Source organism: Desulfobacter vibrioformis DSM 8776 (assembly GCF_000745975.1).
GTDB classification, from domain to species: domain Bacteria; phylum Desulfobacterota; class Desulfobacteria; order Desulfobacterales; family Desulfobacteraceae; genus Desulfobacter; species Desulfobacter vibrioformis.
Map to the genome: position 1 here is coordinate 88,199 of NZ_JQKJ01000001.1, position 17,430 is coordinate 105,628.

10 protein-coding genes are annotated in these 17,430 nt (G+C 48.6%); 4 read left to right on the forward strand and 6 right to left on the reverse strand.

Features of this window, described 5'->3' with window-relative positions:
* Position 1 precedes the first annotated feature (1 nt).
* Both lon and Q366_RS00365 read left to right on the forward strand, forming a co-directional pair.
* Entirely contained in the window at positions 2–2,353 is a 2,352-nt protein-coding gene (gene lon, locus Q366_RS00355; protein ID WP_035235297.1) for an endopeptidase La, read from the forward strand.
* Positions 2,354–2,864: 511 nt separating this feature from the next.
* On the forward strand, positions 2,865–3,617 hold the full coding sequence (locus Q366_RS00365; protein WP_156968073.1) for a J domain-containing protein: 753 nt from the start codon (positions 2,865–2,867) through the stop codon (positions 3,615–3,617).
* Positions 3,618–3,766: 149 nt separating this feature from the next.
* Here the strand turns inward: Q366_RS00365 and Q366_RS00370 are convergent, their stop codons facing one another.
* From Q366_RS00370 to Q366_RS19935, 3 genes are all read right to left on the reverse strand, one after another.
* Positions 3,767–4,252 (reverse strand): MaoC family dehydratase, encoded by a 486-nt coding sequence (locus Q366_RS00370; RefSeq protein ID WP_035235303.1) that lies wholly within the window; start codon positions 4,250–4,252, stop codon positions 3,767–3,769.
* A gap of 108 nt (positions 4,253–4,360) precedes the next feature.
* Positions 4,361–4,639, reverse strand: a complete 279-nt coding sequence (locus Q366_RS00375; RefSeq protein WP_169742913.1) for an autotransporter domain-containing protein — start codon at positions 4,637–4,639, stop codon at positions 4,361–4,363.
* 82 nt (positions 4,640–4,721) lie between these two features.
* On the reverse strand, positions 4,722–6,734 hold the full coding sequence (locus Q366_RS19935) for a methyl-accepting chemotaxis protein (RefSeq protein WP_051957725.1): 2,013 nt from the start codon (positions 6,732–6,734) through the stop codon (positions 4,722–4,724).
* Positions 6,735–7,367: 633 nt separating this feature from the next.
* Here Q366_RS19935 and nifJ point away from each other — a divergent pair.
* Both nifJ and Q366_RS00390 read left to right on the forward strand, forming a co-directional pair.
* Positions 7,368–10,886, forward strand: coding sequence for a pyruvate:ferredoxin (flavodoxin) oxidoreductase (nifJ, locus tag Q366_RS00385; RefSeq protein WP_035235307.1), 3,519 nt, complete (start codon positions 7,368–7,370; stop codon positions 10,884–10,886).
* A gap of 176 nt (positions 10,887–11,062) precedes the next feature.
* A complete protein-coding gene (locus tag Q366_RS00390; RefSeq protein ID WP_245619831.1) occupies positions 11,063–11,971 on the forward strand; it encodes an HpcH/HpaI aldolase/citrate lyase family protein in 909 nt (302 codons plus the stop codon).
* Positions 11,972–11,977: 6 nt separating this feature from the next.
* Here the strand turns inward: Q366_RS00390 and Q366_RS00395 are convergent, their stop codons facing one another.
* The 3 genes from Q366_RS00395 to Q366_RS00405 all read right to left on the reverse strand — a co-directional run bounded on the left by Q366_RS00395 (position 11,978) and on the right by Q366_RS00405 (position 17,352).
* Positions 11,978–12,820, reverse strand: coding sequence for a 3-hydroxybutyryl-CoA dehydrogenase (locus Q366_RS00395; RefSeq protein ID WP_035235311.1), 843 nt, complete (start codon positions 12,818–12,820; stop codon positions 11,978–11,980).
* Positions 12,821–12,898: 78 nt separating this feature from the next.
* Positions 12,899–14,701 carry an acyl-CoA dehydrogenase gene (locus tag Q366_RS00400; protein WP_035235313.1) on the reverse strand — a complete coding sequence of 601 codons (1,803 nt, stop codon included), beginning with the start codon at positions 14,699–14,701 and terminating at the stop codon, positions 12,899–12,901.
* Between the two features lie 329 nt (positions 14,702–15,030).
* Positions 15,031–17,352, reverse strand: coding sequence for a sigma 54-interacting transcriptional regulator (locus Q366_RS00405; protein WP_035235315.1), 2,322 nt, complete (start codon positions 17,350–17,352; stop codon positions 15,031–15,033).
* Between the last annotated feature and the right edge of the window lie 78 nt (positions 17,353–17,430).

Genomic DNA, 17,430 nt, shown 5'->3' on the forward strand with positions numbered 1-17,430 from the left:
CATGATTAGTATTTCCCGTTTTTTCAATCCCGAGGACGGACTTGAAAAGGAGAACAAAACCCTTCCTTTGGTGCCGCTGAGGGATGTTGTCCTCTACCCCTTTGTTACAACCTCCATTTTTGTGGGAAGGGAAAAATCCATCAAGGCCCTTTCCCAGGCCATGGGCGGTGATAAGAAAATTTTTCTTACGACCCAGAAAGACCCGGAAATTCTGAACCCCACTATTCAGGATATTTTTCAGGTGGGTACCGAAGCCCGGGTCACCCAGTTGCTGCGCCTGCCCGATGGTACGGTAAAGGCGCTGGTTGAAGGGGTCGACCGAGGCCGTATCGTTAAAATGGCGGACCAGGACGGTTACCAGGTTGTTGATTATGTGGATGTCCCTGAAAATCCGTTGTCCGAGGCCAACACCGAGGCTGTCATCCGGACAGTTCATGAAGCGTTCCAGCATTATGCCGGTCTATCCGGCGTGGTTTCCAAAAGTTTTTTCAAGGGACTGGATACCCTGGAGCAGTATCCGTCAAGGTATGCCGATATCATTGCCGCACAGCTGCCCTTCAAAATTCAGGATAAACAGAAGCTGCTGGAGTGCGGTGATATTGAGAAACGTTTTTTTCTGCTTTTAAAGCTTATTCAGAAGGAGACAGAAGTCTATTCCATGTCCCAGAAGATCAAGGGCAGGGTCAAAGAGCAGATGGATAAACTTCAGAGACGCCACTACCTGAACGAACAGATGCGGGCCATCCGGAAGGAAATGGGCGAGGATGGCCAGAGCAGTGATTTTGGTGATCTTGAAAAAAAAATCAAGGCCAAGCGTATGCCCAGGGAAGCCGCAGGTGTTGTGCGCACGGAATTGGAAAAGCTCAAGCTGATGTCTGCAGCGTCTTCGGAAGCAACCGTAGTTAGAAATTACATTGACTGGATTGTCTCCCTGCCCTGGTACCGGAGACAACGGGTAAAAAATGAGCTTTTAAAGGCTGAGCAGATTCTGGACCAGGACCATTACGGCTTGAAAAAACCCAAGGAGAGAATCCTTGAGTATCTGGCTGTGCAGATCCTGGTTAAAAAGATAAAAGGTCCGATTTTGTGCCTGGTGGGCCCTCCGGGGGTTGGCAAGACATCCCTTGCCCGGTCTGTGGCCGCGGCTACCGGACGCTCATTTGCCCGGGTCTGCCTGGGCGGGGTCCGTGATGAGGCAGAGATTCGAGGGCACCGAAGAACCTATGTAGGTGCCATGCCCGGAAAGATTATCCAGACATTGAAAAAAGTAGGATATAACAACCCGGTGTTTTGCCTGGATGAAATTGATAAAATGACCAGTGATTTCAGAGGAGATCCCTCTTCTGCCCTTCTGGAAGCACTGGATCCTGAACAGAACAAAAATTTTAACGATCATTATCTTGAAATTGATTACGATCTGTCTGAAATTTTGTTCATCACCACAGCAAACACCCTCCATGAAATCCCCGCCCCCCTGCGTGACCGCATGGAGGTGATCCATATCCCCGGGTATACTGATTATGAAAAATACGAAATTGCCACCGGTTACCTGATTCCCAAACAGATGCATGAAAACGGGCTGGATAAAGGGGATGTCTCTTTTTCCAAAGCTGCGGTTCAGATGATTATCAAGCAGTACACCAAGGAAGCCGGGGTGAGAAATCTTGAGCGAGAGATCTCTTCTGTGCTTAGAAAAATTGCCACGCAAATTGTGCGGACCAATATACGTAAAAGCCATCTGGTCACAGCAAATACCGTTTCAAAATATCTGGGGCAGTCCAAATTTAGAAATTCCATTCTGGAACAGGGCGATAAAACCGGCATTGTGACAGGGCTTGCCTGGACCCAGGCAGGCGGTGAGCTTTTAACCATTGAGGCTGTGACCATGCCGGGCAAGGGAAAGGTAATGGTTACCGGAAAGCTTGGCGACGTGATGAAAGAAAGCTCCCAGGCGGCTGTATCCTATGTCCGTTCAAGGAGTGACAGCTTAAACATCCGGGCAGATTTCTATAAGGATACAGACATCCACATCCATGTGCCAGAAGGGGCCATTCCAAAGGATGGGCCTTCAGCCGGCATTGCCATGTGTACGGCAGTGGTTTCCATTCTCACCGGCCGGCCCGTAAGCCGGACAGTGGCCATGACAGGGGAGATTACCCTTCGCGGACGGGTGCTGCCCATTGGCGGCTTAAAGGAAAAACTGTTGGCCGCCCATGCCAATGGAATTAAAAAGGTCATTCTCAGTGAGGAAAACAAAAAAGACATCATAGACGTTCCCAAAGCGATTCAAAAACAGCTTGATATTGTCTATGTGGAAAGCATGTCTGAAGTGCTTGAGCATGCCCTGGGATGATGTTCTGAATGGGTTTTGGCAGCCTGGTACAGGCCGGGATTTCCAAGAAACGCCTGATATATGCCTTTGTCGGCATTAAAATTACGCGTGCATTACCCGGGGGGATTCCCCCCCCCTCTCTGACCTCTGACCTGCCTGTCCTGCGGATATCCCCGCCGCTGCAGTGTGGTGCTTTACTTTTTTGTTTCCGTGACCGGCATTCTCATCGGACTTGAAATTCCGGTGATCATACGGATCAACAACGATAACAATGCAGAGTAAAATGGGCGGCCCAGGCGCTTCGCCCTCTTGTTTCCAGTATCTTGTCTCTAGTTTCTTATAATAAGTGGATACATCCGTATGATCCTTTCGAAATTAACATCAAATTGTGAGCAAATTACATAGAATCGCCCTGCAAAATTCGAAAATCGGTCTTGACAATTTAGGGTATATTTATTCATATGCTGTTAATATTTTAATGATGCCCATATCATCGTTTCTTTTTAAATTAAAATATGAACTGGGAGACTCAATGAATCAATATTCTAGCGCCTCAGAGTTATTTGATGCCTGTGGTGTGTTATTTGGTCCTGAAGTCGCGGTTTCCATAGAATTTTTAAAATATCTGCAACCGTCTGGAATTAAGGATGCATACCGCTGCCAGGCATTTAAAACGCATCCGGATCGTGCTGCTGCATTGGGTCAGGATGAAGAATTCTTAAATGAGCGGTTTAAAACGCTCACACAAGCCTATGAACGTTTAATTGGCGCTATAAAAGGGGATGGACGCGTTTTGATGCAACAATCAAAGCCCCGGCCACCCCAGCGCCGACCAGGGGATCGAAAACCGACCCAAAATCCTGATCCATATCCTGGGAATGACCATTTTTATTCCGATAAGGGAGCTGTACCCAAACGGAAGCTGTTAATCGGTCAATACCTGTATTATTCCAGATATATATCCTGGAATACACTTGTTGATATTATTGTCCGGCAACGCAGAGATCGTCCGCCGATCGGTCAGATTGCGGTTAACTGGGGTTTAATTGATTCAGGCCAGCTACAGTATATTCTCGCCCATCGTAAATTCAGTGAAAAATTTGGTGAGTATGCCGTTCGAAATGAATATTTTACAAAGCGTAACCTTCTGGCACTTTTATACGAACAAAAAAAACTTCAACGCCCAATTGGCCATTATTTACTGAAATACGGATTTAGGCCTGACGTACTGGAACGGCTGGTAAGAAAACAGAAACACCATAACCGGAATGCAACATTTAAATAATCATATCGCCCTTCTCATAATATTTTCGGATGCTCCTGCACTTAATTTGACACAACGGAGTGGCATCCATTAATAGTCTTAGACAAATATTCACCTTGCACTACTGAAGGTATGCCACTGTTGCGAGCTTTAAGGCACCAATTTTGTGGTTAAGGGTAAAGGCGTGCCAGAAATTCGGCAACACAGGCAGGCTTTTCACTACCTTCAATATCAATGGTAATAAGATAACAGATCTGTATACCGCCCTTCACCTCTTCTACTTGATGGATTGTCGTTCTTGCCCGAATTTTGGCTCCAGCTTTAACAGCAGAGGGAAAACGAAGCCGGTTAAGACCATAGTTTACCCGATACGTCATGCCAGGATAATTTTTCTGGAAAAAATCAGGATGATTGCTTTCAGTTAAATACGGCAATAAAGACAATGTCAAATACCCGTGTGCAATTGTTGATTTATAAGGAGACTCTTCTTTGGCTCGCTGAACATCTGTATGAATCCATTGCACATCACCGGTAACCTCAGCAAAATCATTAATTCGTTTCTGGTCAATCTCAAGCCAGGGGCCTACATGAATCTGTTGACCAATCTGTGGTTTGATAAAATTTAAAAACGCCAGACATTTTTCTTGATCGCTCATCGTTTTGCTCTCTTAATTTAGTTTAGTTTAATATTTGTTTGCATGGTTATCGGGATTGTATCATCAATTTCTACCTTTTTTCCAAAACTATTTAACATCCGCCTACTTTTAATAGGCCAACACAAAAGCAAGATCAAACGATTGGGCCATGGCGTCACCGGCCCAGGTTCCGTTATAATTCAGGCTGAGAGAATACCGTTCTCCCCGGGACAGACGCAGGCCTGCTAAAAGGCCCAGGGAATCCCGGTTCTTTGAAGGGGATGAAAAATGATAAACTTCCCCGGCGCAGGACACATCGGATTGAGACCGGTTGTCAAGGTATTCGTGCTGCCATGCCGCACCAGCCGACCATTGCCCCGGGAACATCCGGGAATTGGAAAGCATCATTGAGCGCCCTATTATTGTCAACAAAGGAAAACCCATCACCTTTGACGTGGAGGCCTTTTATAAAATTTGCGGTCCTAGGGTGTCACAGACGAAATTTAGATAACATTGTCTGGACCGCTTGGGCAAGTTGCCTGAATGATCCTGAATTCTGGTCAATTGCTGTACTGATCTCCTCCATCTCAGAAGCCACTTTGTGAACCCCGGAAATCTGTTCCGCGATTTGTTTTGAAAATCCAGCGTTTTTCGACACGTTTTCATTGACCTCCTGCATTTTCAATGAAGTGCGGTTCATATTTTCCGCAATTTCGCCGGTGGTGACAGACTGCTCTTCCACAGCAGTAGCAATGCCGGATACGATTTCATTCACATTCTGAATTATGCCGGAGATATCCTTTATCTTTGCAACGGTTTCAGAGGTGGCATGTTGAACTTTGCCAATTTGACTTTGGATCTGTTCGGTGGCTTCTGAAGTCTGCCCAGCCAGGTCTTTAATTTCGTTTGCCACAACAGAGAATCCCTTACCTGCCTCTCCTGCCCTTGCCGCTTCAATTGTTGCATTCAAGGCCAGAAGGTTGGTCTGCTTGGATATGTCTTCTATGGTTTCGGTTATATGGTTGATTTCAAAGGCGGTCCTGCCAAGGGTATCCACAAGGTCTGAGGCCTCCTTTGCGAAGGTGACGGCTTTATCCGATATTGACCTGGCAGTTTCAGAGCTTTTTGCAATCTCATTTATTGTACCGGACATTTGCTCTGTGGCCGAAGCCACTGAATTGATATTCTCCATGACACTGTCACTGGCCCCGGAGACCGTGGCAAGATTGATGTTCATTTCATCCGCGGCCAGGGACAGGGAATCGGAACTCCCGGTCATTTGGGTAGAATTATGGGACATTTTTTGGGAAATACCGGCTAAATTTTCTGAGGACGATAATAGATCTCCAATGCTGTCCTGGAGTTGCTTGAAAATTGTTCCTATATTTTCGGTGATAAGATTTAATGCCCTTGCCAACTGCCCAATTTCATCCTTGTGATTGATTTCCAGTTTTCCTGTGAAATCCCCCCGGGACATTTTTTCTGAAAATTCAACGCCTCTGATAATGGGTTTTGTCAGCCTGTTGCTGAAAAACAGGACTAAGAAAACAATTATGGTCATGCTGGCACCAAAGGCCACTAGGAGTACGTTTCTAATTTCATACAATAAAGAATACTGCTCCGCCCGATAAACGCCTAAAGCAACAATAAGTTGTTTATCAGGGATATTGTCGTATAAAAGTATTTTTTCACGCACCTTGCCGTCGGCATCCTTCCAGTCATAATCAAGTCTGCCTTTTTTTCCCCGGATCATGGCCTGGACAATACGTTGGCCGTCTTCACTTTTGACGTTGTAAACATTTTTACCTTCAAGATAAGGATGGATAATCATATCCCCTTTATAGTTGAATACATACGGATACCCGTCCTGGCCAATCTTCATGGCAAGAATGGCATCATGCATATCTTCGGATTTAATAAATTGAGCAAATTCGGCTTTGTAGGAAGTGGCCCAGAGGATAAGGTCCATGGGTTCAAAATAGGTTATATAGCCTGCTTTTTTTCTGGCCTTGTCGTCATTGGGATTTTTCCAGTCATATTCAAGATATCCTGACTTGGCTTCGTTTTTAAGCAAGGCTTCCACCTTGGGCCAGAATGAGGTTTTACTGATATCTGCGCCTTTGGCTTTCGGGTGAATTGTCAAGATCCCTTTACTGGAAACACCGGCAACATATCCGGTAACACCAATTTTTTTGCTTAAAATTATCTCGGAAACCTTTTGCCAAAGCGTCTCTTTGGAGATTTCGCCTTTCTCAAACCTCCCATAAAGAGAAGCGACCACGTCTTTATCCTTTTCCGTAATGCCCCTGAGATAATTTTTAATGGCGATATTCTCAAGCCCTCCCATACTCTTCTTAACGGCGGAGATGGTATGGGTGATTTCGCTGTCAAGTCCTGATTTTACGCGGCTCTCAATAAAGAGATAGAGCCCAATGGAAAGCATGGAAACAATAAAAAAAACTGAACATCCAAAAACAAGAAACATTTTTGTCCTGATTTTCATGGCAATAATCCTAAATAATTGAGAATCTCCAGCCAAGTTGAAATTGTCTTATTTATTCAGCGTCGCTGTTTAAAAAGAGAATATCTCTCCGCTTGCTGTTCAGGCAGGATAATCCCCGTATTAAAGCTTGACGAATTATAATTATGAATTTCGTATTATTGTCCTACGATAAAGGCGGGTTCATCCGTTGTCAATAAAAAAGAGGGCATGGGGGCAGGCAGCAAATTTAATAATAAAATTTTTCATTTTAATGTAACATCCTGTTTTTATTTTAGAATAAACAATTATTGTTCTACTCCCACTGCCGGGATAGAAATACCGCGTAAACTTAGGTCTGCATCCTATATCTTGTCGCTATTGTAATCATGCCGGTGTGAATTGGCTTTGATCATAGAGGATAGCTGGATTAACCCGGTGTGCCCATTTTTAAAATAGGTCTTGACCGGTTTTTTCAGTTGTGAGATATAGAAACAGGATTATAAGCTATAGATTGCTTATTTATGAACTAGAATGATTTAAAAGGCCGGTTTGCGGAATTCTTTACAAGCCGGTTCTTTTTGTTATATTGTCCAATGGATTCTATATATTGGGATGAAATCTTATTCGCATTACCATTCAACGAGGTGAAAGACTATGAAAAAAAGAATGCAGACCATTGACGGGAATACTGCGGCAACCCATGTGGCATACGCCATGAGCGAGGTAGCAGCGATTTACCCGATCACACCTTCCAGCCCTCTGGGTGAAATTGCCGACTCCTGGGCCTCCCAGGGGAGAAAAAACATTTTCGGGCAGATCCTTGATATCAAACAGATGCAGTCCGAGGCCGGTGCTGCCGGTGCTGTCCACGGCTCCCTTGCCGCAGGCGCGTTGACCTCCACCTTTACAGCTTCCCAGGGGCTGTTGCTCAAGATACCCAATATGTACAAAATTGCAGGCGAACTGCTCCCCTGTGTTTTTCATGTAACAGCCCGCGCCATTTCCGCCCATGCCCTGTCCATCTTCGGAGACCACCAGGATGTCATGGCAGCCAGGCAGACCGGATTCGCCATGCTGGCCTCCTGCTCTGTTCAGGAAGCCCAGGATCTGGCCCTTGTGGCACACCTTGCAACCATAGACGCCCGGGTTCCTTTCCTCCATTTCTACGACGGGTTCAGAACCTCCCATGAAATTCAGAAAATTGAAATGATTGAATACGAGGACATGGCATCTTTGTTCAACTATGACGCTTACTGGGCATTCAAGGCCAGGGCCATGAACCCGGAACATCCTGACACCCGCGGAACCGCCCAGAATCCGGATATCTATTTCCAGGGCAGGGAAGCAACCAACTCTTTTTACCTCAAAGTGCCTGCCATTGTTAAGCAATATATGAAAAAGGTGGGCGATCTTACCGGGCGCCATTATCAGCCCTTTGATTATGTGGGTGATCCTGAAGCGGACCGCGTTGTTGTTGCCATGGGTTCCAGCTGTGAAGCCATTGAAGAGACCATTGAAAAACTCAATGCCATGGGTGAACGCCTGGGTCTGATAAAAGTGCGTTTATACAGACCCTTTGATATCCAGGAATTTCTGCGCACCGTGCCGGCTTCCGTGGAAACCCTGACAGTGCTTGACAGGACCAAGGAGCCCGGCGCCATTGGCGAACCCCTGTACCAGGATATCTGCACCGCATTTATGGAACATGGGGAAGGCCCCCGGATCATCGGTGGCCGTTACGGGTTGTCCTCAAAGGAATTCAATCCCTCCATGATCAAAGCCGTATATGACAACATGAAGGCCATGTCCCCGAAAAACCATTTCACCGTGGGGATCATTGACGACGTCACCCATACCTCACTGGACGTGAAAAAAGGTTTTGACGCCGCTCCGGCAGGTACCATTTCCGCCAAGTTCTGGGGCCTGGGTTCCGACGGAACCGTGGGGGCCAACCAGTCTGCCATTACAATCATCGGTGACAACACCGACAAATATGCCCAGGGGTATTTTGCCTATGACTCCAAAAAATCCGGCGGGCTGACCGTTTCCCATCTGCGCTTTGGGGATGTAAAAATTAAAAGTACCTATTTGATTGAGTCCTCGGATTTTGTAGCCTGCCACAAATCCAACTATGTGCAGATCTACGATGTCCTCAAGGGGATGAAAAAGGGCGGCACCTTCCTGCTCAACTCGGAATGGTCCACCATTGCAGATATGGAAAAACATATCCCCGGCCATGTCCGCCGCACCATATATGAGAAAGAACTGAACTTTTACAACATTGACGCCGTAAAAATTGCCAGTGAAGTCGGCCTTGGCAACCGCATCAATATGATTATGCAGACCTGTTTTTTCAACCTTGCCAATGTGCTTCCGGTTGAACAGGCCATTGAACTGCTGAAAGGCGATATTAAGAAAAAATTCGGCAAAAAGGGCGATGCCATAGTCAACATGAATATTGAGGCCGTGGATAAAACCCTGGAAAACCTGGTGAAAGTCGATGTTCCAGGGTCCTGGAAAGACGCCGTGGACGAAGTCAAAATTGAGGAGACTGCCACACCCTTTGTGGACAAGGTCATGCGTAAGATCAATGCCCAGGAAGGTGATGATGTGCCGGTATCAGCCTTTTCAGTGGATGGCGTGTTTGAAGCAGGCACATCCCAGTATGAAAAACGCGGGGTGGCTATCAATGTACCCGAGTGGATTGCCGAAAACTGCATCCAGTGCAACCAGTGTTCCTTTGTATGCCCCCACGCCGCCATTATCCCCATTATGGCAACACCTGAAGAGCTTAAAGATGCCCCGGCATCCTTTGTCACCGTTGACGGCAAGGGCAAGGGTCTGGAGCAGTTCAAATTCAGAATGCAGGTCAACCCCCTTGACTGCCAGGGTTGCGGCAATTGTGCAGATATCTGCCCGGCCAAAACACCAGCCCTTGAAATGAAATCTCTGGCCTCCCAGGTGGACGTGGAAAAAGAAAATCACAAATTTTCATTGACCGTTCCATTCAAGACAGATGTCATGAAACGCGACACCCTCAAGGGCAGCCAGTTGTGGAAACCGCTGTTTGAATTCTCCGGTGCATGCGCAGGCTGCGGCGAAACCCCGTATGTAAAATTGATCACCCAGCTTTTTGGCGAGAGAATGACCATTGCCAATGCCACGGGCTGCTCTTCCATCTGGGGTGCATCTGCGCCGTCTATGCCCTATTGCGTCAATGCCGACGGCCAGGGTCCTGCCTGGGCATCTTCCCTGTTTGAGGATGCTGCCGAATACGGCTACGGTATGCTGCTGGCCACAAAATCCAGACGCAAAACCCTGGCTGCAAAGATGGAAAAGGCCATGGAACAGGGTGTTTCCAGTGATATCAAAGCTGCCATGGAAGGCTGGATCGCCGGCAAGGACAATCTTGAAGAATCAAAAAAATACGGTGACGATCTTAAGCGTCTGCTCAAAGGGTCTTGCCAGGGCATTCTTAAAGAGATCCATGATGAACAAGACCTGTTCGTGAAAAAATCCCACTGGGTTTTCGGTGGTGACGGCTGGGCCTATGATATTGGTTTTGGTGGTTTGGACCATGTACTGGCATCCGGGGATGACATTAATATCCTGGTGCTGGATACAGAAGTGTACTCCAACACGGGCGGCCAGTCCTCCAAGGCCACGCCCACCGGTGCCATTGCCAAATATGCCGCATCCGGAAAGAAAATCGGGAAAAAAGATATGGCCCGGATGATGATGAGCTATGGCTACATCTATGTGGCAACCATCTCCATGGGTGCCAGCAAGAACCAGACCCTGAAGGCGATCCTGGAAGCGGAAAGTTATCCCGGACCCTCCCTGATTATCGCCTATGCGCCGTGCATCAACCAGGGCATTAAAAAAGGTATGGGCAAAACCCAGGCAGAGGAAAAACTGGCTGTTGAATCCGGTTACTGGCCCATGTTCCGGTTCAATCCCCAGCTTACCCGTGAAGGGAAAAATCCCTTTACCCTTGACTCCAAACAACCCGACGGCACCCTGCAGGAGTTCCTGAGCGGGGAAGTGCGGTTTGCGGCCTTGGAAAAAAGCTTTCCCGAGGAGTCCAAACGTTTAAGAGCAGCCCTTGGAGAAGAAGTTGAGGAAAAATACGCCATGCTCAAAATGATGGCAGATGCCGGCAAAGAAAAATAAAGTTCATTCATAATAAAAATCATTGTGATTTAGGGGCGGGGGCGTTTTATGCGTTTCGCCCCTTTTTTATTCGTTTGATCCTATTTATGAATTTGACAATCCCTTTCACGGCCTGTTAAGTTGCCAACATGAAAAATAAAACAACGTTAGATAGAATGAATATGGATAGAATAAAAATGGATAAACCCTGCCGGACCATGCTTTCCGTACCTGGCAACAATAAAAAGATGCATGCCGGGGCTGCGGCGTCCAATGCTGACGCCATCATGCTGGACTTGGAAGACAGCGTGCCTGCAGATCAAAAAGAGGCTGCCCGTAAAACGGTTATTGATTCGCTTCTGTCTTTGGATTTTAACTCAAAGCGCGTAGATCTTCGCATAAACAGCCTGGACACTCCCTTTGCCTACAAAGATTTGATCCAGGTGGCAGAGGCGGCTTGCGATTCTTTTGATACCATTGTGGTGCCCAAGGTGAACCATGAGGGGGACATCCATTTTGTAAGCCGGTTCCTGGACGGCGTCGAAATGGCATTGGGACAAAAAAGGCAGATCCGGATCCAGGCCTGTATCGAGACGGCCCAGGGACTTTTCCGGATTAAAGAAATTGCCCGGGCCGATTCCAGGATCTCTTCTCTGGCATTTGGCATTGCCGATTACCAGACAAGCATCGGTGCCGGGCTGGTTTCTTTGTCCGGCCACGGAGAAAACGAGGAACAGGTCTACCCCGGCCACCGGTGGCATTTTCCCATCAGCCGCATGGTCATGGCTGCCAAAGCCAATGGACTTGTGGCCCTGGATGCACCCTATGGAAACTTTAAGGATGCCGACGGCCTGAAAAAATCAGCCGCCCTGGCCAAGGCACTCGGGTGTGACGGCAAATGGGTGATCCACCCCGACCAGATCGACACGGTCAACCAGGTGTTTACCCCTTCAAAAGAAGAGATCCAACGGGCCAGGCAGATTCTGGAAGCGAAAAATGCCCGGCCCCGGGGCGCCGTGGCTGTGGACGGCCGCATGGTTGACTTTGCCACCATGCGCCTGGCCCAAAAGGTTTGGGACCAGGCCGTTTTCCTCGGACAAGTTTAAGGGGTTTTAATAGTCAAAAAATCCTTTGCCGCTTTTTCGACCGAGCCAGCCGGCACGGACATATTTTCGCAGCAGCGGCGTGGCCCTGTACTTGGGATCCTTGAACTCTTCATAAAGGACATCCATGATGGCCAGGCAGACGTCCAGTCCCACCAGGTCTCCCAGGGCAAGGGGGCCGATGGGATGGTTGGCACCCAGTTTCATGGCCGTATCAATATCCTGGGCACTGGCAACGCCTTCGGCATAGATGGCGGCGGCTTCGTTGATCATGGGAATCAATATTCGGTTCACCACAAATCCCGGTGCTTCAACCACCTCTACCGGCTGTTTGCCGACATTCAGGGACAATGCCTTCACCGCGTCAAAGGTCTCGTCAGATGTGGCAATCCCCCTGATGATCTCCACCAGGGCCATGACAGGCGCGGGATTAAAAAAGTGCATGCCGATCACCTTATCCGGACGTTTTGTGGCCGTGGCCACCTCGGCAATGGAAAGGGAAGAGGTGTTGGTGGCCAGGATGGTTGACGGTTTGCAGATATTGTCAAGTTCACTGAAAATCTGCTTTTTAATCTTCATGTTTTCCACGGCAGCTTCCACCACAAGATCGCAATCCCGGGCATTTGCAAGATCTGTGGTGCCTATAATCCGGGAAAGAATCGGCTGGATCATGACCTCTTCCAGTTTGCCCCGGGATGCCTGGCGGCCCAGGTTTTTGGAAATGATCGAAAGGCCTTTGTTAACAAAGTCCTGTTCAATATCCCGTAACACCACCAGATAGCCATTGGCGGCAAAGACCTGGGCGATTCCGGCCCCCATGGTACCGGCACCGACTACACATATTTGTTTCATATAATTATGACCTTTCATCAAATCATCTGTGTGAAAAAACAGTTTTTTCCCTATTAAAATTGGGGTTCTCCACCCCTGCTACTTGCTTCCAAACGCATCCTCATCCATCTCAACCACTGCATTGTCACACGCCTTGAGCGCGTCCATTTTTCCTGCAGTCACCGCAAGGATCTGGTTGATAAAAAAACGGGCCGTTTTGATCTGCCCGTCATAAAACATGTCGTCTTTCTTCTTTTTGCCCTTGTTGGCTGTGGCTGTTGCCGCCCGCCACAAAAGCATCCAGGCCATGACAAGATCGCCTGTGACCTCCATGAAGGGGTATGAAAAGGCATAGGCCGTCAAAAATTCATCTGACCGGGACTTGGCCTGCAGTGCGGCAGCCACCTCCGCGTAGGTATTGAAAAAACCTTCCAGCCGGGCGGTGAGATCGTCAAGGCCGTCCGCTGTTTTGGCAAGGACAAAAGTTTTCTTGATTTCATCCAGAAAGGCATTGAAGGCCGCGCCTTTTTTCATGGAGAGTTTGCGGCCGAGAAGATCAATGGACTGGATGCCGTTGGTTCCCTCGTACAGCATGAAGATCCTGGAATCCCTGAGCAGCTGGGCCACGGGAAACTCCTCGATAAAGCCGTAACCGCCGTAGATCTGAATGCCCTGGTTGCACACCTCAAAGGCCTTGTCCGTGCCATACCCTTTGATAATGGGCGTCAGGACCTCCAGTAAATATTCATAATGGGTTTTGTGATCCGCGTCCGTGGACACGGCAACCTGGTCGTGGCACATACCGCAGAAATAATTAAGACTGCGCAGCCCTTCCACATAGGCTTTCATGGTAATCAACTGGCGTTTCACATCAGGATGACGGATGATGGAAACCGGTTTTGAACCGGCCGGGGATTTAAGCGCCCGGGACTGAATGCGCTGCCTGGCATAATTAAGGGCATATATATATGAGGCCGATGCATTGGCAAAACCCTGGAGACCCACCATCTGACGGGCTTCGTTCATCATCTCGAACATGGCGGCAACGCCTTTGTTTTCCTGGCCCAAAAGGGTGCCTATACACCCTGATTTGCCTCCCAGGGTCAAAGAACAGGTGGCGTTGCCGTGCAGACCCATTTTGTGCTCAATGCCTGTACAGACCACATCGTTGAATTCTCCCAGGCTGCCGTCGGCGTTCACCCTGAATTTGGGTGCCAGAAACAGGGAAATGCCGGCAATGCCTTCGGGCGCCCCTTCGATGCGGGCCAGAACCGGATGGATGATGTTTTCCACCATGTCGTGCTCCCCGCCGGAGATGAAAATCTTGTTGCCGGACAGGGAATAGGTGCCGTCCCCGTTTGGCTTGGCCGTGGCTTCTACGGCGGCAAGGTCGGAACCCGCATCCGGCTCGGTTAAAAGCATGGTGCCGGACCACTTTCCCGACAGCATATTTTTAAGGTAGGTCTGCTTTTGATCATCCGTGCCAAACACCTCCACAAGTTTGGCGGCCCCATGGGTGAGCATGTTGTAAAGCATAAAGGAGTTACAAGCCCCGTAAAAATACTCATTGGCAGCCATGGCAACGGTTTTTGGCATCCCCTGCCCGCCCCATTCGGGATCATCGGTCATACCCAGCCATTCACCCTCATTATAAGCGGCATAAACACTGTGAAAGGCGTCGGGGACTTTTACTTCACCGGCATTGAAAGTGCAGCCTTGGTCGCTTATCGTTTGGAGGGGCAGAATCTCTTTAATCGCAAGGTTCCTGGCTTCGCTTACGATCATGTCAATGGTTTTTTTCCCGAACTCGGCAAAACGTTCTGCCTTGCTTAATTTGTCCACGTCAAGTTGTTCATGTAATACGAAATCCACATCCCTTCGGTCTGCAATCAATTGTGCCATAAGACTTTTTCCTTTATAAAAGCTTTTAAGGTTACAAGCGGCCACGGGCGTCTTCGGTTTTTACGTCCATGGGTTCAACAAACTGAAACTGAACGACTGTTCAAAAGCATTGGATAGGGATAGCAATAATTACACCAATCAAATACAGTGTTTGACAACCAATTGATTTTAAATATTTTTTTGTATTTATAAATATTTTAGATCCAGGCAGTCATGTGGACATACGTGGCGATAACGCCACGAAAATTAAAATCTGCAATGGAAATACAAATAATACTATTAAAATTCAGAATATTACACGAGCGTGGCCGTATCGCCACGCTTTGGGGCTATTCAAGTCCGAACTTTTTCATTTTGGTAAACAGGGTTTTTCTGTGAATTCCCAGGGATATAGCTGTCCTGGCCTTTTGCCACCGGTTCTCCGCCAGGGCTTTCAGGATGATCCCTTTCTCAAATTCCGTCACCGTCTCATTCAAAGACCCGCAAAGGTCAGGTGATTCCCGGATAAAACGAACCGGTGCCAGGCCGTCTTCCCCACGATCAGACGAACTTTCCATGAAATCGATTTTTCCCAGGGTCATGTAACGGTGGAGGACGTTCTGAAGTTCCCGGACATTTCCAGGCCAGTCGTGCCGGAGAAAGGCTTCCATAATTTTACCCCCCATGGGGGGCGTCTGCCCCTGGTCACCAAAGGCAGATAAAAAAAAGTCCACCAGTAATGGAATATCCTCCTTACGTTCCCGCAGGGCAGGCAGCCGGATGGGGATAATATGCACCCGGTAGAAGAAATCCTCCCGCATCAGTCCTTTTTCCACCAGGCGTTTGAGATTCTTGTTGGTGGCGGCCACGATTCTCAGGTCGGGCTTAATTACCCGGGTACCGCCCACAGGGGTGTATCCCCCGCCTTCAATGGCCCGGAGCAGTTTGACCTGAAGATTGGGTCCCAGATCTCCGATTTCATCCAGGAACAGGGTGCCGCCGTCAGCCGTGCCAAGAACCCCTTTCTTGTCCTTTTCCGCGCCGGTGAATGCCCCCTTGCGGTAGCCGAAAAATTCACTTTCTACAATATTTTCACTGATGGCCCCGCTGTTGACAGGTACAAACTGTTTTTCGCTGCGGTTGCTCAGGTTGTGAATCGCCCGGGCCACCAGCTCTTTTCCGGTTCCGGATTCGCCGTATATGATCACAGGCGCGTTGCTTGCGGCGGCCCGCACCACCAGTTCATACACCTCCTGCATGGCCCGGCTTTTGCCCACGATGTTTTCGAACCGGTACCGCTCCTTCATGGCGGACCGGAGGACGATGTTCTCATTTCTGAGCAGATCCGCATCTTCGCTGATCTTCTCCTCCCGGCGTTTTCTGTCGGTGATGTCCATATGAATGGTCTGGGCTTTGACAATCCGCCCCCGGTTGTCGTAGACCGGAGACTGGATAGACCAGTACCATCGGCCGTCCCGGGGACTCTTCAATTCCCACCTGCGGGTGTTTCCTGAAAAAATCGACCCAAGATGGCACCCGGGACAGGGGGTGTCCAGCCCGTGGATCACCCCGTAGCATTTTTCCCCCACCCCGCTTTGGCCGGCTTTTTCCTGCAAAGCGATATTCATGAACTCAACCCGGTAATCTTCAGATGTAATATAGATCAATCCCTCAAAGGTGTGAATGATATCACTGAGCTGGGCCTCGCTTTGCCGCAGGCGGCCTTCGGCAAGTTTTCTTTTTGTGATATCCATAAACGAAGCAATGCTTTTACCGGTCCCGGGAATCATGCCCACCTTCATATCGATATACCGGATGTCCCCGGACTTGGCAAAGACCCGGCACTCGTACTCGGTGGGAATACCGGGAATACCCTTTCGCCGGCCGTAATGGTAATTTTGCATCATTTCATTGTCGCCGGGTACCACGAACTGGGACCACCGCATCCGGTTCTCGATTTCGTTGCGCTCAAGTCCCACCAGATCCATAAATTTGGCATTCACATAAAGAATCAGCATATCCGGATCAATGATGATGGTTCCGGTTCCGGTGTTTTCAAAAACGCTGTGGTACATCTCCTTTTGGCGGGTCAGTTCCAGGAGCTGTTCTTCCACGCCCCTGTCCCTGTGCAGCCGGTGCAAGGTTCTGCCAAGATCTGCCGAAAGTTCTTCTAAAATACCCATCTCCAGGGCGTCGAGCACATACCCGTTGGGTCCATAAAAAACCTGACACCTCTCCCCGTTTTCACAAGGGTCATGTATGGGGAAATAAACTGCCATGGCCAGGGTTCCGCTTTTCAGACCCAGGCGGTTTTGCACGGATTGGGGAAGATCCGTATCCCTGGCCACCTTCACACGTTTTGTTTTCGGGTTTACGCAGGTCCCGGGAAAAAGGGACAAATCCTCTATGCCGGTATGGGACCCGCCAATGCCACGGCCATCAACGCCGGGTTCGGGATAGAGAACAGATTTGAAACAAACCGTATAATAAGGTGTCTGACTTTCAACCGCCGCAACAATTGCATCCAGCAGCTCTGTGGCGTCAGTGGCATGCAGCATGGCGCGGTGGCACAGACGGGAAAATTTGAACAACCACATCCTATCCGCCGGTATCCGGCCTGTTTGAATCACAATGTCATGTCCGGCCTGATCCGGGCCGGTTTTTTTTGTCATAGCACACCTGCATGAATCACGGTTTAAATTTCAGCAATGGTCAGTCGGTAAAAGTAAAAAGATAGTGAATATGCGTAT

Coding starts and splice junctions, on each gene's coding strand:
- nifJ (WP_035235307.1), top strand. CDS start 7,368: ATGAAAAAAAGAATGCAGACCATTGACGGGAATACTGCGGCAACCCAT.
- Q366_RS00370 (WP_035235303.1), bottom strand. CDS start 4,252: ATGAGCGATCAAGAAAAATGTCTGGCGTTTTTAAATTTTATCAAACCA.
- lon (WP_035235297.1), top strand. CDS start 2: ATGATTAGTATTTCCCGTTTTTTCAATCCCGAGGACGGACTTGAAAAG.
- Q366_RS19935 (WP_051957725.1), bottom strand. CDS start 6,734: ATGAAAATCAGGACAAAAATGTTTCTTGTTTTTGGATGTTCAGTTTTT.
- Q366_RS00400 (WP_035235313.1), bottom strand. CDS start 14,701: ATGGCACAATTGATTGCAGACCGAAGGGATGTGGATTTCGTATTACAT.
- Q366_RS00365 (WP_156968073.1), top strand. CDS start 2,865: ATGAATCAATATTCTAGCGCCTCAGAGTTATTTGATGCCTGTGGTGTG.
- Q366_RS00405 (WP_035235315.1), bottom strand. CDS start 17,352: ATGACAAAAAAAACCGGCCCGGATCAGGCCGGACATGACATTGTGATT.
- Q366_RS00390 (WP_245619831.1), top strand. CDS start 11,063: ATGGATAAACCCTGCCGGACCATGCTTTCCGTACCTGGCAACAATAAA.
- Q366_RS00395 (WP_035235311.1), bottom strand. CDS start 12,820: ATGAAACAAATATGTGTAGTCGGTGCCGGTACCATGGGGGCCGGAATC.
- Q366_RS00375 (WP_169742913.1), bottom strand. CDS start 4,639: ATGATGCTTTCCAATTCCCGGATGTTCCCGGGGCAATGGTCGGCTGGT.